This window comes from Colwellia chukchiensis (assembly GCF_002104455.1).
Classification (GTDB): Bacteria; Pseudomonadota; Gammaproteobacteria; order Enterobacterales; family Alteromonadaceae; genus Cognaticolwellia; species Cognaticolwellia chukchiensis.
Map to the genome: position 1 here is coordinate 22,087 of NZ_NBOC01000022.1, position 20,512 is coordinate 42,598.

Sequence of the window (20,512 nt, forward strand, 5' to 3'; positions counted from 1 at the left end):
AAATTTATGAAAACCATCATCAACACTGAACATGCCCCCAGTGCTATTGGTACTTATAGCCAAGCCGTCAAAGTAAATAACACGGTTTACCTTTCTGGCCAAATACCCTTAGTGCCTGCCACTATGGAGATAGTTTCAGCCGACTTTGCTGAGCAAACCCAGCAAGTTTTTAAAAACTTGGTGGCGGTTTGTGAAGCGGCCGGCGGTACAATTAACGATATGGTAAAATTGAATATTTTTTTACAAGACTTGGAAAACTTTGCCACAGTAAATGAAGTCATGAGCCAATATTTTCAGCAACCTTACCCGGCGCGCGCTGCGGTACAAGTGGCACGATTACCGAAAGATGTTGCCATTGAAATAGATGGCATTATGGAGCTACCCAACTACAGCTAAGCCAGCACTATAGCAAAACAACTCACTGTAAACACACGTTTGCCGATATTTAAAGCGACTTTAGAAGCCATTATGAGCCCGGAAAGACTAGAACGAATTAACGCCATGCTAGATCAGCGCCAGCCTGATTTAACCGTATGTATGGAGGGTGTACACAAAAATCACAACTTAGCGGCGGTGGTGCGCACCGCAGATGCCGTTGGGGTTAGCGATGTCCACGCGGTATGGAAAAATGAAACCATGCGTGTTTCAGGTGGCAGCGCGGCCGGCAGCCAAAATTGGCTTGATGTCCATAATTACACTAACACTAAAGACGCTATAGATACCTTAAAACAGCAAGGTATGCAGGTACTAGTTACTAATTTATCTGCCAGCGCAGTAGATTTTCGAGAAATCGATTATACCCAGCCAACAGCGATAATTTTAGGACAAGAAAAGTTTGGTGCTTCACAACAAGCCCTCGACATGGCAGATCAAGACATCATTATTCCTATGGTAGGTATGGTGCAATCATTAAATGTGTCTGTCGCCTGTTCTGTGGTGTTATATGAAGCACAACGTCAGCGCCAAGCAGCCGGCATGTACCAACAACCAAGGATCAGCCAACAACGTCGGCAACGGATATTATTTGAAGGCGGTCACCCCATTTTTGCCAAAGCCTGTCAGCGAAAAGGCTTACCTTACCCAGAAATTGACCAAGATGGCCAAATTGTCGCCTCTGAACAATGGTGGCAACAAATGCAAATGACCCAAGATGCTTGGCAAAATATTGATAACGAATAAACAACGGTTTTAAATCCATCTACAGCAAGGAAATTTGCGGTGTCTCGTGAAATGGCAGCGATAACAAATTTAGCGCAAGTACCGGTCACCAGCTTAAAAGGCGTTGGTCCCGGTATGGCCACTAAGCTCGCCAAAGTCGGAGTAAACACGCTACAAGACTTGCTGTTTCACTTACCACTGCGTTATGAAGATCGCACGCGAATTACCGCAGTGCGTGATCTTATGCCCGGTATTTACACCAATATCATTGGCGAAATAACCCATAGTGAGGTTATTCAAGGTAAACGCAGAATGTTACTGGTGACCGTCAATGATGGTACCGCCAGTATCAAGCTGCGCTTTTTTCACTTTTCTGCTAACCAAAAAAACCAGCTCAGTATTGGCCTTGCTATTCGCTGTTATGGTGAGATCACTCGCGGTATGCGTGGCTTTGAAATTGTTCATCCAGAATATAAAACTCTTGCACAAGATAAACCGCTCTCCCCTGAAGAAGAAACCTTAACGCCCGTCTATCCAAGCACAGACGGCTTACGGCAAATTTCCCTGCGCAATTTAACCCAGCAAGCATTAACGCGTTTACAGCGCGGTCAGGTTGAAGAGTTATTACCCAGTGATATTTGCCAACCAAACTACAGCTTAGCGGACGCCTTAACACTGATCCACAGACCGCCACCCGATACCTGTGTCAGTTTAATGGAAGCCGGCAAGCATCCTGCACAGCTGCGCCTGATCACAGAAGAGTTGCTAGCCCATAACCTCAGTATGTTGAAATTACGCGCCGCCAGTGATCATCACCCTGCGGTGCCGTTAGCAATAGATAAACAACTAGAGCAACGATTTTTGTCGTTATTACCATTTTCTCCGACCCAAGCACAAGCCAAGGTCAGTGCAGAAATACGCACCGACTTAGCGAAAGCCATGCCCATGATGCGCTTAGTACAAGGGGATGTCGGCTCAGGGAAAACCTTAGTAGCGGCATTAGCGGCATTAACCGCTATCGGGCAAGGTTTTCAAGTTGCTTTAATGGCACCAACGGAAATTTTAGCTGAGCAACACGCCATTAATTTTCAAAAGTGGTTTCAAGCTCTTGATATCTCAGTTGGCTGGCTCGCCGGTAAAACTAAAGCTAAAGCCCGACGTGAAGCCTTAGTAGAGATAGCAAGCGGCAGTATGCAAATGGTCATCGGCACTCACGCGCTCTTTCAAGAGCAAGTGGTTTTTCATAAGCTCGCCCTGATCATCATTGACGAGCAACACAGGTTTGGTGTCCATCAACGCCTGTCACTGCGCGAAAAAGGTGCATTCCAAGGTAATTACCCACATCAATTAATTATGACCGCAACCCCGATTCCGCGCACGCTGGCCATGACCGCCTATGCAGACTTAGACACCTCAGTGATTGACGAGTTACCCCCTGGGCGCACACCAATTACCACAATAGCATTGCCCGATAGTCGTCGTGATGAAGTTATTGAGCGCATTCGCCAAGGCTGCATCTCGGATAACCGTCAAGCTTATTGGGTTTGCACCTTGATTGACGAATCTGAAGTGCTTGAATGCCAAGCTGCAGAAGATACCGCCGTGTATTTACAAGCACAATTGCCTGAGCTCAATGTCGGTTTAGTGCATGGTCGAATGAAAGCCGATGAAAAACAAGCGGTAATGGAGCAATTTAAACACGCGCAACTGGATTTACTGGTTGCCACCACAGTGATTGAAGTCGGCGTTGATGTGCCTAATGCCAGTTTAATGGTGATTGAAAACCCTGAACGCTTAGGGCTAGCGCAATTGCATCAATTACGCGGTCGCGTTGGCCGTGGCTCCGTGGCCTCACATTGCGTATTAATGTACAAAGCACCGTTATCGAAAACCGCGACTAAGCGTTTAAAGGTACTGAGAACCAGCAATGATGGCTTTGTGATCGCCCAACAAGATCTGGAAATTCGCGGTCCGGGTGAATTACTCGGCACCAAACAAACCGGCTTGGCTGATTTAAAAATTGCTGACTTAGAGCGTGATGCACATCTGATCCCACAAGTGCAGCAGCAAGCACGCCAAATTTGGCAACAATATCCAGCACAAGCTAATGCCTTAATCCAACGTTGGCTAGCAAACCGAGAGCAATATTCAAACGCGTAATGCGCAATATCGGCTTACGCGCAAAAATATGACCATCGGCTAAGCTTTATCGACACTGGCTTGATCTCAAGTGTTAATAAATTACAAAAAATGCGCTAAACTAGCCCCAACTTTAGTTAATAGCGAAACTATGATGTCTGCACACGATCAAAACCCAGCCTCTCACACTGAACGTAACGATGAAAGTACCACCCATTTTGGCTTTCAAACCGTTGACAAACATGAAAAAGAGTCAAAAGTTGCCAATGTGTTTCACTCAGTAGCGCAACAATACGACATCATGAATGATTTAATGTCGTTTGGCATTCATCGGTTATGGAAACGTTTTACTATCGATGCCAGTGGCGTGCGCCCCGGCAACAAAGTGCTTGATCTTGCTGGTGGTACTGGCGATTTAACGGCAAAATTTTCTCAACTTGTTGGCCGTGAAGGTAAAGTGATTTTAGCTGATATTAACAGCTCTATGCTTAATGTAGGTCGAGATAAATTACGCGATAAAGGCTTAGTGCAAAACATTGAATATGTGCAAGCTAACGCCCAATACTTACCGTTTGAAGATAATACCTTTGACGTTATCACAATCGCGTTTGGCTTACGCAATGTCACCGATAAAGACATGGCATTACGTTCTATGTATCGGGTGTTAAAACCTGGTGGTCGCTTATTAGTATTAGAATTCTCAAAGCCTGAGCATGAACTGGTTAATAAAGCATACGACTTTTACTCTTTTAATATCTTACCTAAAATGGGCGAGATAGTTGCCAAAGACGGTGACAGCTATCAATATTTAGCGGAGTCGATTCGTATGCACCCCGACCAAGAAACCTTAAAAAGCATGATGGAGCAAGCGGGCTTTGAACAAACGAGCTTCAAAAACTTAACAGGTGGTGTGGTGGCATTACATAAAGGCTATAAGTTTTAAGCTATGCAAAAAGTTCTCGGTGAGCCATTGCTATTTGCCCAAGCGTTAAGCGCGGCACTCGAAACCCTGATCAACCAATTACTGCGTTATAACATGCAGGGTACGCGGGCATTACGACCGTTATCGGGGAAAACTTTAACGGTGCAACTCACCGAACTGAACATGCCGTTAAGTTTTACCATCAGTCATGAAAAAGTGCACGTCACCAGCAGTGACGAACACTATCATTGCTGTATACGCACCAGCGTCAGTACCTTGCTTGCGTTCAATAAAAACCAACAACTCACCGACTTAATAAAAAATGATCAACTCGATATACAAGGCGATCTAAAGGTCGCGCAACGCTTTGCTGAAATTGCCCAAACACTCGACATTGACTGGCAAAGCGAGATAGCTAAACGGATAGGTGATATGCCTACTTATCAATTAGGGCGAGTGGGCCGAAGCCTGAGAGAAAAGATTAACTTTGCCCGCACACAAATTCAAGCCGACGCCAGCGAATGGCTAGTGCATGAACAACGCTTGCTGGTAACGGCTGGCGAATTAGCGTACTTTAGTCGTGATGTTGAGCAAGTAACAGCAAAGCTGCACGCATTACAGCAACGACTTGACGCGCTTAATAAGTAACAAAATCATCTATCATAAGGCCCTGCGGTGAGTAGCAAACGTTTATATAAAATCGTCAAAACATTTCTTCAGTTTGGGTTAGATGAGTTGGTACCGAAAAAGTACTTACCTTGGTATGTAAAAATCGCTCGCCATTCATTATTTTGGCTAGGCAATAAACATAAAGACAAAACCAAAGCCCAACGATTTCGCTTAGCCATTGAGTCTTTAGGGCCAGTTTTTGTTAAGTTTGGTCAAATGCTGTCGACACGCCGAGACTTACTGGCCGATGATTTCGCCAACGAATTAAATTTATTACAAGATAAAGTGCCGGCATTTTCGGGAGCAGAAGCCGAAGCCATTATTACCGCTGCCCTTGGTGATGAAGTGTTCGCGCACCATTTTAAAGACTTCCAGCAAAACCCGTTAGCGTCGGCGTCAATCGCCCAAGTTCATACCGCGACACTATGTCAAGATGGCGATGAACAACAAGTCGTGATCAAGGTGCTAAGGCCTAAAATTGCCAACACCATCCTAGCAGATATTAAAATTATGGCCCGCTTTGCCAAGCTTATTGCACGTTGGTTGCCTGATGGCAAGCGTCTACGACCCGTAGAAGTGGTGGCTGAATATGAAAAAACCATTTTAGAAGAGTTAGATTTACATCGTGAAGCAGCGAATGCCATTCAACTTAAACGTAACTTTAGCCAAGGTAATGCGATAGACAAAGTACTTTATGTACCTGAAGTTTACAGCAAATTCTGCTCAAAAAATGTTATGGTCATGGAGCGCATCTACGGGATTGGTGTAGGCGATATTTCCGCCTTACATGAACAAAATGTCGATATGAAACTGCTGGCCGAGCGCGGTGTGGAAGTATTTTTCACGCAAGTATTTCGAGATAGCTTCTTTCATGCCGATATGCACCCAGGCAATGTTTTTGTTGATGCTAGCAATCCTGCCGATCCCACCTGGATCGCCATTGATTGCGGCATTGTCGGTACCTTAAATCGTGAAGATAAGCGTTACTTAGCAGAAAACTTTGTCGCCTTTTTTAACCGCGACTACCGTAAAGTAGCGCAACTGCATGTAGATTCTGGCTGGGTGCCTAGTGACACTTGCGTAGACGAATTTGAGTTTGCCATTCGCAGCGTTTGTGAGCCCATTTTTAACAAACCACTAGCCGAAATATCTTTTGGCCAAGTGTTGGTAAATTTGTTTAATACCGCCCGTCGCTTTAATATGCAAGTACAGCCACAACTGGTGCTATTACAGAAAACTTTACTCTATATTGAGGGTTTAGGCCGCCAACTTTACCCAGCTTTAGACTTGTGGCAAACCGCTAAACCATTTCTTGAAAACTGGGTAAAAGAGCAAATGGGTATTAAAGCTGTGTTTACTAAAATTAAAGGTAACCTGCCTTATTGGAATGAAAAACTGCCTGAGATCCCAGACCTAGTCTACGATTACCTGAAAACCAATCGCGCGGCACAGCGCCAGCAACTGACAAGCTTACAGCAGATACAGCAGCAACAAGTGCAACACAATAAGCAAATGAAAAAGCTGGTAGTACTTGCCACGCTTGCCATTTGCTTGACCATAGGCTTGAGTTAATAAGCGCACCTTATTTAAACCGTTACGCAGCAACTCAGCCTGCCAGCTATACTTTAGCGAAATTTTTAGTCACAGGAATAAACATGACCAACAACGAAGTTTTACAACACGTTCGTTATATCTTTGCCCTCAGCAATGAACAACTAGCCGCCATTTTTCAGCTGGCACAGTGCCCACAAAGCGACGAAGCGATTAGCCAATTTCTGTTGAAAAATGGCGATCCAGCCTTTAGACGAGTTCCGGATAACGTTTTAGCGAGTTTTCTTGACGGTTTGATCATTGAGCAGCGTGGTGTTAAAGACGGCGCACAAGCACAGTTGCAACAAACCATCAATAACAATAGCATTTTTAACAAAGTCAAAATTGCTCTGGCACTAAAAGCCGACGATATTATTGCCGTGCTGGCAGCGGCTGACCTAACCTTAAGCAAGCATGAGCTCAGCGCTTTTTTTCGCAAGGTTGAGCATAAACACTACCGTAGTTGTAGTGATGAAACCTTGTTGAAATTTTTTAATGGCTTACATTTGCAACACCAGCACGCGATTAAGCTCATTAAAGAATAATCAGCAAGGGCATCCTTAAACGGACACCTCGCCGTTATTGATCGTAACGGCGGTTGCCAAGTCTGTTTCCGTGATGACGCGATTACGGCCACCGTCTTTAGCTTTATATAGCGCCGCATCGGCACGGCTGATCCATGACTCTGCCGTTTCGCCGGTGCGATACTGAGCAACACCAATAGAAACAGTTAAAGTAATGGTGTTAGCAAATTTAGTCTCTGCAATTAACTTTCGCAAATTTTCTGCTAACTGCGCGGCTTCTTGCAAGGTCACTTGTAAAGGAATAATAATAAATTCCTCGCCACCATAACGATAAATATCATCAAGCGAACGGGTGTATTTTTGTATTAGTTCCACCAATTGCACTAACACAATATCACCTTTGGCATGGCCATTTTGGTCATTGATTTTTTTAAAGTGATCTAAGTCTAATAATAACAAAGACACAGCAGAGGCTGCGCGTTGTTGATCGGCTAGAATTTTACCCAACTGTCGATCTAAAGCGCGACGATTGCCAGCAGAGGTTAGTGGGTCGATATCTGCCAATAAGGTCAGTTTTTCATTAGTTTTACTGTAACTTTCAAAAATAACATAGGAAAACAGCGCGGTTAAAAATAACGTGAAAATAATAGTAAAAAGTCCTAGCACGCTAGTACTGGGGAATAACACTATGGCAATAAGGGTAATACCAACAAAACAAATAATGCCGGCAGGGCGTGGCGGTAAAATGTAGTAGAAGGCGATCATACAGGGGTATAACCATAATAAATGCGACTGACCCCGAATAGCCACAATCGCTACAATCGCCACGGTAAGGGCACTGGCTAACAAGAATTTTGCCGTGCTGACTTTACCGGTTCGATAAACTAGGAGAAAAAATATCATTAATACCAAAATTAACATGGCATCAATAAACGCCATCACCAAGTCGCCGTCAAGCCATCGAAAATAAACAAATGGCGAGATGCTAACCGCTGCAATAGCACTCAAGGTGAGTAACATTTTTTCGGTCGCTGAACGCTTACTCATATTGCATGCCATTTATGCATTGTGACTTCCTTTGCGTAGTAATATGTTACCTTGCTTACTGCTCTAATATAAAACGTTCTTAAATACTATTCAATCAGATAATCTAAGTACAACATGCATTTAGCTTACTGCCTCTAGAACGGCTATTATTTTTTTTGTTTGAGCATAGCGCGTAAGTTTGCCACACCCATTTTTGCCGCCGCTTGTTTTTTCTCTAAACTTTGTTTGTTTTGCGTTAATTCCCAGCTTAAATCGTCTTGCGGTAATTCATGTAAAAAACGACTGGCTTCCGTGCGCGCTACTTCACCAAACTGGCGGCGCTCTCGGGCGTAAGTGAATATTAACTCTTTTTGTGCACGGGTTATGCCAACATAGGCTAAGCGGCGCTCTTCTTCAACGTTACCTTCATCAATACTGGTTTGATGTGGCAGTAAACCTTCTTCCATGCCAATCAAAAAAACATAAGGAAACTCTAACCCTTTGGAGGCATGGAGCGTCATTAACTGCACTTGATCGGTATCTTCTTCATCCTCATTACGTTCCATCATGTCACGCAGCGTTAAGCGCGTCACGACTTGCGCTAAAGTCATCGGCTCTTCATCACCATCGCCCGCTAGCATTTGCGTAACCCAACTAAATAACTGAGTAACGTTTTTCATGCGCATTTCTGCCGCTTTGGCGCTGGGCGAGGTATCGTACAGCCAATCTTCGTAATTGATCTCTCGAACCATAGCCCTTAGCACTTCAGCGGTTTCACCACGCTCAGCATGATCAGCCGTTGCCACCAGCCAGTGAGTAAATTTTTGTACGCTATGCAAACCTCGACCGGTTAAATGCTGCTCTAAACCCAATTCAAAGCTAGCAGCAAACATACTAATTTGTCGCATATTGGCATAGCTGCCAAGTTTTTCTAACGTTGTTGGCCCTATTTCGCGACGTGGCACATTAACAATTCGCAAAAAGGCATTGTCATCATCTGGGTTCACTAACACCCGTAAAAACGCCATCATGTCTTTGATTTCAGCACGCGAAAAAAACGAGGTACCACCATTGATTTTATAGGGAATACGGTTAGTCATTAAGGCTTTTTCCAGTAGCCGTGACTGGTGATTACCGCGATACAAAATGGCGTAGTCTTTATATTTGCTTTTGTTTAAAAATCGATGACCGATTAATTCACCGACTACCCGCTCAACTTCGTGCTCTTCATTTTTCGTTTGTAACACCCGCAGCTCAACACCGTAATTAAGCTCGCTAAATAAGGCTTTGTCATAAACGTGAGGATTATTTGCAATTAAAATATTGGCACATTTTAAAATGCGCCCACTAGAGCGATAATTTTGCTCTAGCTTGATCAGTTTCAAATTCGGGTAGTCTTGCCCGAGTAACACTAAGTTTTGCGGTTTGGCGCCGCGCCAAGAATAGATAGATTGGTCATCATCACCCACCACAGTCAACAGGCCTTTTTCGCCAGTAATTAATTTCACCAGTTCGTACTGGCTAGCATTAGTATCTTGATATTCGTCCACCAACATATACTGAATTTTTTGCTGCCAACGGGCTCTCACTTCAGGGTAATTGCGCATTAACAAGGTTGGAATTAAAATTAAATCGTCAAAGTCTAGCGCGTTATAGGCCTTCATATGTTGTTGGTACAAGCCATAAAACTGGGCATATAAGCGACTATCGCCATCGCTAGCTTGCGCAATGGCAGCCTCGGGTAATAGCAGGTCATTTTTCCAGTTAGAAATCATCATTTGCAGCTGATTTAACAAATCTTTATCGCCATCAAGCTGCTCTTGGGTCAGCTCTTTTAATAACGCTAAACTGTCTTGGTCGTCAAACAAGGTAAAACCGGGTTTATAACCTAAGGTTTTCACTTCGCGCCGAATAATATCTAGCCCTAACGAGTGAAACGTACACACGGTTAAGCCTCGGGTTAGCGACTTATCCAGCATTTTTACCACCCGCTCTTTCATTTCACGGGCGGCTTTATTGGTAAAAGTGACCGCAGCAATATGTTTGGCTTTATAACCACATTTTTCAATTAAGTAGGCAATCTTTTGACAAATCACCCCGGTTTTACCACTACCAGCACCCGCTAATACTAAGCAGGGTCCACTGACATATTTTTTTGCTTCACTTTGGCCTGGATTTAACTTCATTGCGGCTTTAAAACTCACTTAGGGTATAAAATCATTGAGTGCTAATTTTACCTGCTTTAAATCAAGACAACACCTACTTTGCACCTCGCGTGGCAATTTCTTCTGTGCTTTATTCTCGATCTTATGGGCAATAGTGCTTACAATAGCGAAATTGCAAAACCACTATGGCAACAGAGATGATAAACGCGAAAAAAATTGAAGATATTGCAAAGCAAGTGACCGACTCACTACCGGCCGGTTTAAAAGATTTTGCTGCCGATATGGAAGATAAAACAAAAGTTGTGTTACAACGCAAACTATCACAATTGGATGTGGTTACCCGTGAAGAATTTGATGTACAAACACAAGTGTTAATTAAAACCCGCGCTAAACTCGTTGAACTGGAAGCACAAATTGCCAGCTTAGAAGCGAAATTAAACGCACAATAAACCCTGTGCGTTTAGCCATCACTTGAGCACAATCAAAGGGGTTTGGCAGTTTTCAATCATGCGCATGGTATTACTGCCGAGAAAAAACTGTCTAACTTTCGAATGAGCAAATGCCCCCATGACTATAAGGTCAATGGCATTGTTTTGTTGGTACTGTATTAGCTGCGGATAAATTTCGCCATCCAGATAACGCGCGACTACCTCAAAACCAGCTTGTACTAAGCGACTTTTCGCTTGCTCAAATTTTGCTTCTTGGTCTTTTGCGTTATTTTTTATCGTCACTAAATGACAACGAATACCTTGAAGTAAGCCACCATCTATAATGCGCTGTAATGCTTCATCGGCAACCTGTCGACCATCATAAGCTAACATAAAATCTGTTGGCGCTTGAAAATGCTCGGGGGCAATCACGATTGAATTATCAACTTGACGCACAATGCGCTCTATATGAGAGCCTATGGCGCTGAGCTCACTTTGATGATCTTGTCCTGCCCGACCAATAACTATTAAGCGCGCTTCTTGCTCTAAGGCACTGAGCGCCTCAATAAAGTCACCATGTCGTTGTTTGGTAACCACGTTATCTACACCAGCTGCGGTTGCTCTTGCTAAAGCTGCGGCTAATATCTTATCACTTTTTGCAATGGCGGCTTTAGCGCGTTGCTCATCAACAGCCGTCAATTTACCCAACAAGCTAGAGCGCGCTCCTAAGCCGATAGCGCCGGTTAAGTCGTCACTACCAGCTTGCTGATCTTTTTCAATGGTGTTTAGTAACATGATTTGCTTTTGTAAACGTACGGCCGCCCAAATTGCGGTGTCGCATACTGATTGCGCCATTTTTGAGTCATCAATACATGCAATTATTTTTGTCATAGCTTTTCCTTAATGCCCGGTCATCATTTTTTCTACTGCCGCAGGATCGTTATGCACCGCAAACTTATCAATCACCGTTTTAGTCGCATCGTTCATGCCGATAATCTCTACTTCAGCACCATCTCGTCGAAACTTAATCACTACTTTATCCAAGGCGCCGACAGCGCTGATATCCCAAAAATGCGCATGTGACAAATCAATGGCAACTTTATTCACCACTTCATGAAAATCAAAGGCATCAACAAACTTATCCGCCGAAGCAAAAAATATTTGCCCAGTAACCTGATAAAGTCGCTCTTTTTCTGCACTTATGCTGTGTTTAACAACCATAAAGCGACTGATTTTATTGGCAAAGAATAACGCAGACAGTAACACACCGACAAAAACCCCTAATGCTAAGTTATGTGTGCTCACCACCACAATCACGGTTGCTACCATCACCACACTACTGGATAACGGATGGCTTTTTATATCGCGGATTGAGCTCCATGAAAACGTACCAATGGAAACCATGATCATCACAGCGACTAACGCTGCCATAGGAATTTGTTTTAACCACTCTCCTAAAAATACCACTAAAATCAGCAAAAATATGCCGGCGGTGAGGGTAGATAAACGACCACGACCACCGGATTTAATATTTATAATTGATTGCCCTATCATGGCACAACCCGCCATACCGCCCATTAAGCCAGCACCAATATTAGCAATACCTTGGCCCTTACATTCACGATTGCGATCACTTTTAGTATCGGTTAAGTCATCCACTATGGTGGCAGTCATCATAGACTCGAGCAAACCAACAATCGCTAAGCCTATGGCATAAGGTAAAATGATCCACAGTGTGGTTAAGGTTAAAGGTACATCAGGCCATAAAAAAATTGGTAAGGTGTCGGGTAATTCACCCATATCGCCAACGGTTCTGATCTCTAACCCTATGATTTGCGATAAAATAGTCAGTGAAACGATACACACTAGCGGTGAAGGTATGTTTTTACCTAATACCGGAAGATACGGAAATAAATAAATAATGCCTAAACCAGCCGCGGTCATAGCATAAACATGCCAAGTCACATTAGTTAACTCCGGCAGCTGCGCTAGAAAAATCAGAATCGCTAACGCGTTGACAAAACCAGTTACCACTGAGCGTGAGACAAAACGCATTAAACTGCCGAGCTTTAAATAACCCGCGAGTATTTGCAAAACACCGGTTAATAACGTCGCCGCTAGTAAGTACTCTAAGCCGTGCTCTTTAACTAAGGTGATCATCAAAAGTGCCATGGCACCGGTTGCCGCAGATATCATGCCGGGACGACCACCAACAATAGCAATAATAGTGGCAATGCAAAACGAGGCATACAAGCCCACTTTCGGGTCAACACCAGCAATAATAGAAAAGGCAATGGCCTCTGGTACTAGTGCCAACGCAACAACTATACCCGCAAGCAGATCACCGCGAATGTTGCCAAACCAGTCGTCTTTTTTCGACAAAAAAATCATAGTTATCCTTTTCACAACCTCATTGTCAACCTTAGCTAGAATGCAAGCGCGGTCGACATAAACTAAAATATGCTAACTGCTAAAGTAGCATGGCTCTACCTTGGCTACGTTGTTTATTAAGCGCGATGACTCGCCTGATCTCAAAAGAAAGATTATAAGCTCGCACTAGGCGAATAATTATGCCGATTGCTTGACGTGGTGCAAGTGTTATTTTAACTGCGTGCTGTGCGGGGTTGAACTGGCGGTAATTGCCACCTTAGCTTAGCGCGACTAGCAAAACGTAACAATAGCAGCGCTACGCTGCTATTGTTACTGCAACCATCAACTTAAAAAGGTTTGATAAGCTTGGTTATCTGTTTCTTCCTGCCACTCGTAGCCTAGTGCTTTTAAATGACTGAAGAAATTAGCTTCTTGGCTTGGTTTGACTTCAAAGCCAGCAAGTACCTGACCAAACGCCGCACCGTGATTGCGATAGTGAAATAACGTAATATTCCAATGTTCACCTAGGGTATCTAAGAACTTTTCTAATGCGCCCGGATACTCTGGAAATTGAAAGCGAAAAATACGCTCTTGAGACGATAAAGCGTTTTTACCACCGATCATGTAGCGAACATGCAGCTTGGCAAGCTCATTTTCGGTAAAATCAGCTAATTGATAGCCTTGTGTTTGCAAGCTTTCGCTGAGTTTCGCTCTGTCATTTAGATCTGAGCCTAAGCGTACGCCAACAAAAACATTGGCATTGTTTATCGCGGCTGAGGCATCAGGCTTATCAACATAACGATAATTAAACTCTGTGATCACGCGACCGGCTAGCGCTTGGCAAAACTTTCTAAAACTGCCTTTTTGCTCCGGAATTTGCACTGCAAATACCGCTTCTTTTTGCTCGCCTAACTCACAACGCTCCGAAATATAACGCAAAGTGTGAAAATTCATATTAGCGCCCGATAGAATCGCCACTAAAGACTCATCACCCGCACTGGTTTGACAATATTTTTGCAAGCCTGCTAATGATAATGCGCCAGCCGGCTCTGAAATCACGCGAGTTTGCTCAAAAATATCTTTAATTGAGGCGCATATTTCATCGGTTGATACCGTGATCACATCGTCACAATAATGCTGGATTAATTCAAATGTGTGCTCGCCAATACGCTTTACCGCGACACCGTCAGCAAACAAACCTACCTGTGCTAAATCAACCGGTTGACCTGCGCTGAGCGCGGCTTTTAGGCAAGCAGAGTCTTGCGCTTCCACACCTATGACTTTAATACTCGGCTTTAATTGCTTTAGGTATACCGCCATTCCCGCCAATAACCCACCACCACCGACTGGAATAAATACCACCTCAGTGTGTGGATGTTGCTGCAACAACTCTTTGGCAACTGTGCCTTGACCGGCAATAACATCCACATCATCAAACGGGTGAATAATGGTTTTATTTTCTGCGAGCGCGAACTCGGCACAGGCTTGTTGCGCCTCATTAAAGCTTTTACCCACTAAGCGCACATCGGCGCCATAACGTCTGACATTATCAACTTTAATATCCGGGGTAGTGATAGGCATCACTATGGTCGCTTTAATGCCTAACTTATGCGCTGCTAACGCTAAGCCTTGTGCATGATTACCCGCCGACGCGGCAATCACGCCATGCAAGCATTGCTGCTCAGGTAAATTGACCAATTTATTATAAGCGCCACGCAACTTAAACGAGTGCACTGGCTGCTGATCTTCACGCTTTAAAAATATTTGATTGCCTAAACGTGACGACAACTTAGTTAACGGGGTTAACGCGCTTTCTACAGCCACATCATAAACCGGTGCTAATAAGATACGACGTAAGTAATCAAGACCTTGCCCCTGCATGGCTTGTGCATGCACTAAGGCAGCTTGCTCGGCATCAGTCATTATCACCACCATTAAAATTACCGTCGAGTAAAGCACGATTACGCACCGCACCTTTATCTGCACTGGTGGCTAACATGGCATAATTTTTTAATGCGTAGCTGATAGGGCGTACGCGATCTATGGGTTGCCACGCCTGTTTACCTTTGGCGTTCATGGCTTTGCGGCGTTGGGCCAGTTCTTCGGCACTGATTTCAAGGGCAATAGCGCGGTTAGGAATGTCGATATGAATAATATCCCCCTGTTCCACAAGCGCGATATTACCACCACTGGCCGCTTCTGGCGAAACATGACCAATCGACAAACCTGAGGTACCACCAGAGAAACGACCATCGGTTAATAACGCACAAGCCTTACCTAAGCCCATCGACTTTAAATACGTGGTTGGGTAAAGCATTTCCTGCATGCCCGGGCCACCTTTAGGGCCTTCATAACGGATCACCACCACTTCACCAGCAACCACTTTACCCGCTAAAATCCCCTCAACCGCGGCGTCTTGGCTTTCAAAAATATGAGCAGGCCCCGTAAAGGTTAAATTATCGTCGCTAACACCTGCGGTTTTCACCACACAACCATCCGGCGCAATATTACCCGACAGTACAGCTAAGCCACCTTCGGTTGAAAAGGCATTATCAATGCTACGAATACAGCCATTGGCTCTGTCATCGTCTAAGGTATCCCAACGGCAATCTTGACTAAAGGCTTTGGTGGTGCGTATGCCTGCAGGACCGGCACGATAGAATTTTTTTACGTCTTCGTCATCAGTTAAGGTAATGTCATATTTAGCGATAACATCCGCTAGTGTGGTGCCTAAGACGTTAGGTACATCGGTTTTTAAAAGCTTGGCGCGCGCTAACTCACCTAAAATAGCAATAACACCACCGGCGCGATGAACATCTTCCATGTGGTATTCAGGTGTTGACGGCGCAACTTTACATAACTGTGGCACGATACGCGATAATTTATCCATGTCTTCCATGGTGTAATCAATCTCCGCTTCTTGTGCAGTTGCCAGCAAATGCAAAATGGTATTGGTTGAGCCGCCCATGGCAATGTCTAAACACATGGCATTGTGTAATGCATCTTTACACGCAATATTGCGGGGTAAGGCTGACTCGTCATTATCTTGATAATAACGCTTGGTTAAATTAACGATTTCTTTACCTGCGTTTAAAAATAGTTGCTCACGGTCGGCATGGGTAGCGAGCATTGAACCATTACCCGGCAACGCTAAACCTAAGGCTTCCGCTAAACAGTTCATTGAGTTAGCGGTAAACATACCCGAACACGAGCCACAAGTAGGACAGGCTGAACGTTCCACTTGCTCTGATTGTGCATCAGAGACTTTTGGGTCAGCCCCTTGGATCATAGCGTCAACCAAATCTAGCTTGATGATTTGATCGGAAAGCTTTGTTTTACCCGCTTCCATTGGTCCACCCGAAACAAATATTACTGGGATGTTTAAGCGCATTGCCGCCATTAACATGCCTGGGGTAATTTTATCGCAATTAGAAATACACACCATAGCGTCAGCACAATGGGCATTGACCATATACTCAACCGAGTCGGCAATTAGATCACGCGAAGGTAGGCTATACAGCATACCGCTATGGCCCATGGCGATACCGTCATCAACCGCGATAGTATTAAACTCTTTTGCAACACCACCCGCCTCTTCAATGGCACCCGCCACCAATTGCCCCATATCTTTTAAATGCACATGCCCAGGCACAAACTGGGTAAACGAGTTCACCACAGCAATAATCGGCTTGCCAAAGTCTCCATCTGTCATGCCGGTGGCACGCCAAAGCGCGCGGGCTCCCGCCATGTTGCGCCCTTGTGTCGAAGTTGCTGATCTTAATTTTGGCATGACTTTAGTCCTATTTTGCTATCTGTGGCTGAGAAGTAAGTGCGTATTATGTTTTATCGTGAGTCCATACCTTGTGCATATGCCGTAGCCGTTGGTTTGGCAAATACAGGGCACAACAGTAATTTTTAACTCCGGTGATATCACATTATTTTAAAAGTACACTGTTAAAGCACGGATGCTCAATGCACTTTGAAAATAATCATCGTCGGCTTACTGACCAAATTACTTCCTTGACAGTACAAACCTTTTCACGATTAAGGCTCGCTGCAATTTAATCCAGCCCCCGACAAATATTTGTGCGGGGGTGGAACTCAGCGAGCACTGAATAGGGCAGTCGTTATAATTGAGTTATTCGACTTTATCTAACCAGTTTGCTGGCACTTTGGTCGTGCCATCAAAAATACCAAAAAACGCTTCTTGTAACGCTTTAGTGATTGGGCCTCGCGTACCATTGCCGACCGCAATACCGTCGACTGACTTCACCGGCACCACTTCGGTCGCGGTACCACACATGAAAAACTCATCACAAACATATAAAGATTCACGAGAAATAGACTCTTCTCTAACTTCATAACCCAGTTGTTTAGCAAGGAAAAATACCGTATCACGGGTTAAGCCTTGTAAGATTGACGCTGTACCTGGCGGGGTATAAATCACGCCATTGCGAATAATAAATAAATTTTGACCCGCGCCTTCACTGACCATGTTATTAACATCTAAAGCGACACCTTCTGCATAACCATGACGAGCCGCTTCCGTGGAAATTAATTGTGAAGACAAGTAATTACCGCCAGCTTTCGCCGTAGTTGGCATAGTGTTAGGCGCCAATCTATTCCAACTTGATACACCAACTTCAACACCGTTTTCAACAGCATCAGCACCTAAATAAGCTTCCCAACTAAAGGCAGCAACCATCACATCAGCCTGAGCATCAATTGGTGGACGAAGTCCCATACCGATATCCCCTAAAAATGCTAACGGGCGCAAATAGGCGGACTGTAAATTGTTTTTCACGACTGCATCTTTACAGGCTTGAATCACTTGCGCTTGCGTGAACGGTATGTTCATGCGGTAAATTTTCGCCGAATCGAATAGGCGCTTGATATGCTCTTCTAAACGAAAAATACAGGTACCTTTATGCGTATTATAGGCACGGATACCTTCAAACACTGAAGAGCCATAGTGGAGAGCGTGACTCATTACATGTACCGTCGCATTTTGCCACGGCATGAGTTGACCATTAAACCAAATTAATTCTGCGTTGACTTTTGCCATTTTCTGTTCCTAAAAATTTTACGTTGCAATCCTGCATTGGCTGCACGATTGACGGATTATATGTCTTAATTAAGCTCGTCGCGTTGAATCAAGCATTATGCAATGCACTGCTGCGATACACTATTGTCTACCCTGACTTCTTTGATGTCGATCAGTTTATTAATTTGATCCACTAAAAGTCCGATTGAACGTTCGCTGCTTACCATCAATTCAATGGTGCCTATGTTGGTGCCTGTATTAACCTTGGCGGAAATGCCATTGATTAAAAAGCCGCGGTAGCGAGTAACTTGTAAAATACGCTCTAGTACCACTTGCTTGTCATCCGCCTTGATTGTTAGTTGGTAATTGTTCATTTAGCTGTTCTCCATCATTTTATCATTGGCGGTATTCGGTGGTACTAATGGCCATACATTATCTTGGGCATTGATTTTTACCCGCAATAAGTAAGGTCCTTGGTGATCAAACATTGCCGCAATTGCAGCACTAACTTGTGACTTTTCGGTAACAGTTTTTGCTTTAATATCAAAAGCATTGGCTAACATAATAAAGTCAGGGTTGTCCGCTAAGTCGGTTTCACTTAACCGGCCATTAAAGAATAAGTCTTGCCACTGGCGCACCATACCTAATTTGGCATTATCGATTAGCACAATTTTCACCGGCAATTGAAATCGCTTAATGGTAGAAAGCTCTTGTACGTTCATCATAAACGAGCCATCACCTGACACCGCAATGATACAATCTCTAGGTCGACTCACTTGCGCGCCAATTGCCGCTGGAATGCCAAAGCCCATAGTGCCCATGCCACCACTGGTTAAAAAGTTACTGGGATCATCAAAGCGCATATGTTGTGCAGCCCACATTTGATGTTGCCCTACATCTGTTGTGACACAGGTATTTTTCGGCATTTGCTCGCTTATTTCTTTCAAAACTGCCGGCGCAAATATCGTTTCACCCGGGTGGTTATAATCCCAAGCGTAATCATTAGCCATTTGCTGACACTTTGCTTGCCATGGCGCAATCGACAACGGGACTGCTAAGGCGGGTAAATTCACCTTTAAGTCGCCTAATATGGCGGCATCAACAGCGCGGCGTTTGTTAATTTCGGCGGTATCTATATCAAAGTGGATCACCTTGGCATGCGGGGCAAACTCATTTAACTTACCGGTGACACGGTCATCAAAACGCGCACCAACCGCAATCAATAAATCACACTCTTGTACCGCTAAATTAGCGGCCTTAGTGCCATGCATGCCTAGCATTCCCAAATAATTTGAGTCTTTAGGGTCGATAGCGCCTAAGCCTTTTAAGGTGGAAACACTCGGCAATGCGGTTATCTGTGCAAAACTTCTTAACTCGTCTATGGCATTAGCCATGCCAACGCCACCACCGACATATAGTATCGGTTGCTTTGCTTGACTTAATAGCGCAATGGCACTGCCAACATTCGCTGGCGGTAACTTCACCTTATTTTTTAATTTAGCTAAGTGTTCTAAACAACCATTAACTTGGGCTAATTGAATGTCTTTGGGAATATCCACTAACACTGGCCCTTGCCTGCCCTCAAGGGCTATCGCAAAGGCTTGATGTAGCACTTTTGCCAAGTCATCAATATTGGTCACTTGAAAAGAATGCTTAGTACAAGCCAACGACAAACCAAAAATATCAATTTCTTGGAAGGCATCTGAGCCCATGGCTGCCGTTGCCACTTGCCCAGTTATGGCGACGACAGGAATTGAATCGGCTAACGCATCAGCCAAACCTGTGATCAAGTTTGTGGCACCAGGCCCAGAAGTTGCAAAGCACACCCCCACTTTACCTGATGCTCTGGCGTAGCCAACAGCGGAAAATGCCGCTCCTTGCTCATGTCGACAAAGAAAATGTTCAACATTGCTTTCATATAAGGCATCGTAAATTGGCATGATTGCGCCACCTGGATAGCCAAAAACATGTTCAACGCCATGCTGCTCAAGGACGTTAAATAATAAATCTCCGCCAGTAAATTTTTTTTCTGTTGCCATGTTTTTGTTTACGTTTCAATCACATCTTGTGCATTAGCGGTCTGCTTCTTGGCTATGCCGGTTTTGATGTAATTAATCCGTATTCTCCCAATGTCAATAATGTTAATGCGTTTGTTGCAGTTTAATCAGGTGCCATAACGACAAACCCCCCGGTCCTTGCGGAGCGGGGGGTTTGTGTTAATAAGACTTTTTACTTTTCTTTAGCTCAACAAATGCCCCCGCGACGATTTAATAATCACCACGATGAGAATGTTAATAATAACTAGGCTAAAGTTTTTCATATTGATAAATTTTTTGTAATTTCTTGGTTATTGCTTAATTGCTGTGTCAGTGTTGTTGCCAACCTATTTAAATTAGTACCATAGCTCTAAGCGCAAGTGCAAGCGTTTTTTTAGCAAAGCGGTAATTTAATTTTGGCAAAATCATGCGGTTAATTTT

The 20,512-nt window shown here is 44.1% G+C and carries 17 protein-coding genes; 8 read left to right on the forward strand and 9 right to left on the reverse strand.

The window, feature by feature from the left end:
- The first annotated feature begins 6 nt into the window (after positions 1–6).
- The 7 genes from B6K83_RS16670 (at position 7) to B6K83_RS16700 (ending at position 7,023) form a co-directional block, all read left to right on the forward strand.
- Positions 7–396, forward strand: a complete 390-nt coding sequence (locus B6K83_RS16670; RefSeq protein ID WP_085286001.1) for a RidA family protein — start codon at positions 7–9, stop codon at positions 394–396.
- A gap of 72 nt (positions 397–468) precedes the next feature.
- Positions 469–1,179: a tRNA (guanosine(18)-2'-O)-methyltransferase TrmH gene (trmH, locus tag B6K83_RS16675; protein WP_085286023.1), complete on the forward strand. Its 711-nt coding sequence runs from the start codon at positions 469–471 to the stop codon at positions 1,177–1,179.
- Between the two features lie 51 nt (positions 1,180–1,230).
- Positions 1,231–3,318, forward strand: a complete 2,088-nt coding sequence (gene recG, locus B6K83_RS16680; protein ID WP_085286002.1) for an ATP-dependent DNA helicase RecG — start codon at positions 1,231–1,233, stop codon at positions 3,316–3,318.
- 130 nt (positions 3,319–3,448) lie between these two features.
- Positions 3,449–4,240 carry a bifunctional demethylmenaquinone methyltransferase/2-methoxy-6-polyprenyl-1,4-benzoquinol methylase UbiE gene (ubiE, locus tag B6K83_RS16685; RefSeq protein WP_175474845.1) on the forward strand — a complete coding sequence of 264 codons (792 nt, stop codon included), beginning with the start codon at positions 3,449–3,451 and terminating at the stop codon, positions 4,238–4,240.
- A gap of 3 nt (positions 4,241–4,243) precedes the next feature.
- Positions 4,244–4,867 (forward strand): ubiquinone biosynthesis accessory factor UbiJ, encoded by a 624-nt coding sequence (locus tag B6K83_RS16690; RefSeq protein WP_085286004.1) that lies wholly within the window; start codon positions 4,244–4,246, stop codon positions 4,865–4,867.
- Positions 4,868–4,894: 27 nt separating this feature from the next.
- Positions 4,895–6,460, forward strand: coding sequence for a ubiquinone biosynthesis regulatory protein kinase UbiB (gene ubiB / locus B6K83_RS16695; RefSeq protein ID WP_085286005.1), 1,566 nt, complete (start codon positions 4,895–4,897; stop codon positions 6,458–6,460).
- Between the two features lie 83 nt (positions 6,461–6,543).
- Entirely contained in the window at positions 6,544–7,023 is a 480-nt protein-coding gene (locus B6K83_RS16700; RefSeq protein WP_085286006.1) for a YehS family protein, read from the forward strand.
- A gap of 15 nt (positions 7,024–7,038) precedes the next feature.
- On the opposite strand, the gene B6K83_RS16705 is transcribed toward B6K83_RS16700, so the two are convergent.
- Positions 7,039–8,049 (reverse strand): GGDEF domain-containing protein, encoded by a 1,011-nt coding sequence (locus B6K83_RS16705; RefSeq protein ID WP_158088377.1) that lies wholly within the window; start codon positions 8,047–8,049, stop codon positions 7,039–7,041.
- A gap of 146 nt (positions 8,050–8,195) precedes the next feature.
- Positions 8,196–10,214 carry a DNA helicase Rep gene (gene rep, locus B6K83_RS16710; protein WP_085286024.1) on the reverse strand — a complete coding sequence of 673 codons (2,019 nt, stop codon included), beginning with the start codon at positions 10,212–10,214 and terminating at the stop codon, positions 8,196–8,198.
- Between the two features lie 176 nt (positions 10,215–10,390).
- Between rep and ubiK the strand changes: the two genes are divergently transcribed.
- Positions 10,391–10,642, forward strand: a complete 252-nt coding sequence (gene ubiK, locus B6K83_RS16715; protein WP_085286025.1) for a ubiquinone biosynthesis accessory factor UbiK — start codon at positions 10,391–10,393, stop codon at positions 10,640–10,642.
- Between the two features lie 18 nt (positions 10,643–10,660).
- Here ubiK and B6K83_RS16720 read toward each other — a convergent pair whose 3' ends face one another.
- The 7 genes from B6K83_RS16720 to ilvG all read right to left on the reverse strand — a co-directional run bounded on the left by B6K83_RS16720 (position 10,661) and on the right by ilvG (position 20,074).
- Positions 10,661–11,512 (reverse strand): universal stress protein, encoded by an 852-nt coding sequence (locus tag B6K83_RS16720; RefSeq protein WP_085286008.1) that lies wholly within the window; start codon positions 11,510–11,512, stop codon positions 10,661–10,663.
- Positions 11,513–11,521: 9 nt separating this feature from the next.
- Positions 11,522–13,012 carry a SulP family inorganic anion transporter gene (locus B6K83_RS16725; protein ID WP_085286009.1) on the reverse strand — a complete coding sequence of 497 codons (1,491 nt, stop codon included), beginning with the start codon at positions 13,010–13,012 and terminating at the stop codon, positions 11,522–11,524.
- Positions 13,013–13,333: 321 nt separating this feature from the next.
- Positions 13,334–14,914 (reverse strand): threonine ammonia-lyase, biosynthetic, encoded by a 1,581-nt coding sequence (gene ilvA, locus B6K83_RS16730; RefSeq protein ID WP_085286010.1) that lies wholly within the window; start codon positions 14,912–14,914, stop codon positions 13,334–13,336.
- Positions 14,907–16,781, reverse strand: coding sequence for a dihydroxy-acid dehydratase (gene ilvD, locus B6K83_RS16735; protein WP_085286011.1), 1,875 nt, complete (start codon positions 16,779–16,781; stop codon positions 14,907–14,909). Before ilvD ends, ilvA begins: the two co-directional genes overlap by 8 nt.
- Positions 16,782–17,129: 348 nt before the next feature.
- Entirely contained in the window at positions 17,130–18,056 is a 927-nt protein-coding gene (locus B6K83_RS16740; protein ID WP_085286012.1) for a branched-chain amino acid transaminase, read from the reverse strand.
- 95 nt (positions 18,057–18,151) lie between these two features.
- On the reverse strand, positions 18,152–18,409 hold the full coding sequence (gene ilvM, locus B6K83_RS16745) for an acetolactate synthase 2 small subunit (protein WP_085286013.1): 258 nt from the start codon (positions 18,407–18,409) through the stop codon (positions 18,152–18,154).
- Complete coding sequence (ilvG, locus tag B6K83_RS16750) at positions 18,410–20,074, reverse strand: acetolactate synthase 2 catalytic subunit (RefSeq protein WP_085286014.1); 1,665 nt, start codon at positions 20,072–20,074, stop codon at positions 18,410–18,412.
- Positions 20,075–20,512 lie beyond the last annotated feature (438 nt).

Bases quoted from the DNA above. Each gene is read 5' to 3' on its own strand.
- rep (WP_085286024.1), bottom strand. From the start codon at position 10,214: ATGAAGTTAAATCCAGGCCAAAGTGAAGCAAAAAAATATGTCAGTGGA.
- ilvD (WP_085286011.1), bottom strand. From the start codon at position 16,781: ATGCCAAAATTAAGATCAGCAACTTCGACACAAGGGCGCAACATGGCG.
- B6K83_RS16720 (WP_085286008.1), bottom strand. From the start codon at position 11,512: ATGACAAAAATAATTGCATGTATTGATGACTCAAAAATGGCGCAATCA.
- ubiE (WP_175474845.1), top strand. From the start codon at position 3,449: ATGATGTCTGCACACGATCAAAACCCAGCCTCTCACACTGAACGTAAC.
- ilvM (WP_085286013.1), bottom strand. From the start codon at position 18,409: ATGAACAATTACCAACTAACAATCAAGGCGGATGACAAGCAAGTGGTA.
- B6K83_RS16705 (WP_158088377.1), bottom strand. From the start codon at position 8,049: ATGAGTAAGCGTTCAGCGACCGAAAAAATGTTACTCACCTTGAGTGCT.
- B6K83_RS16690 (WP_085286004.1), top strand. From the start codon at position 4,244: ATGCAAAAAGTTCTCGGTGAGCCATTGCTATTTGCCCAAGCGTTAAGC.
- B6K83_RS16700 (WP_085286006.1), top strand. From the start codon at position 6,544: ATGACCAACAACGAAGTTTTACAACACGTTCGTTATATCTTTGCCCTC.
- ilvG (WP_085286014.1), bottom strand. From the start codon at position 20,074: ATGGCAACAGAAAAAAAATTTACTGGCGGAGATTTATTATTTAACGTC.
- trmH (WP_085286023.1), top strand. From the start codon at position 469: ATGAGCCCGGAAAGACTAGAACGAATTAACGCCATGCTAGATCAGCGC.
- recG (WP_085286002.1), top strand. From the start codon at position 1,231: ATGGCAGCGATAACAAATTTAGCGCAAGTACCGGTCACCAGCTTAAAA.
- ilvA (WP_085286010.1), bottom strand. From the start codon at position 14,914: ATGACTGATGCCGAGCAAGCTGCCTTAGTGCATGCACAAGCCATGCAG.
- B6K83_RS16670 (WP_085286001.1), top strand. From the start codon at position 7: ATGAAAACCATCATCAACACTGAACATGCCCCCAGTGCTATTGGTACT.
- ubiK (WP_085286025.1), top strand. From the start codon at position 10,391: ATGATAAACGCGAAAAAAATTGAAGATATTGCAAAGCAAGTGACCGAC.
- B6K83_RS16740 (WP_085286012.1), bottom strand. From the start codon at position 18,056: ATGGCAAAAGTCAACGCAGAATTAATTTGGTTTAATGGTCAACTCATG.
- B6K83_RS16725 (WP_085286009.1), bottom strand. From the start codon at position 13,012: ATGATTTTTTTGTCGAAAAAAGACGACTGGTTTGGCAACATTCGCGGT.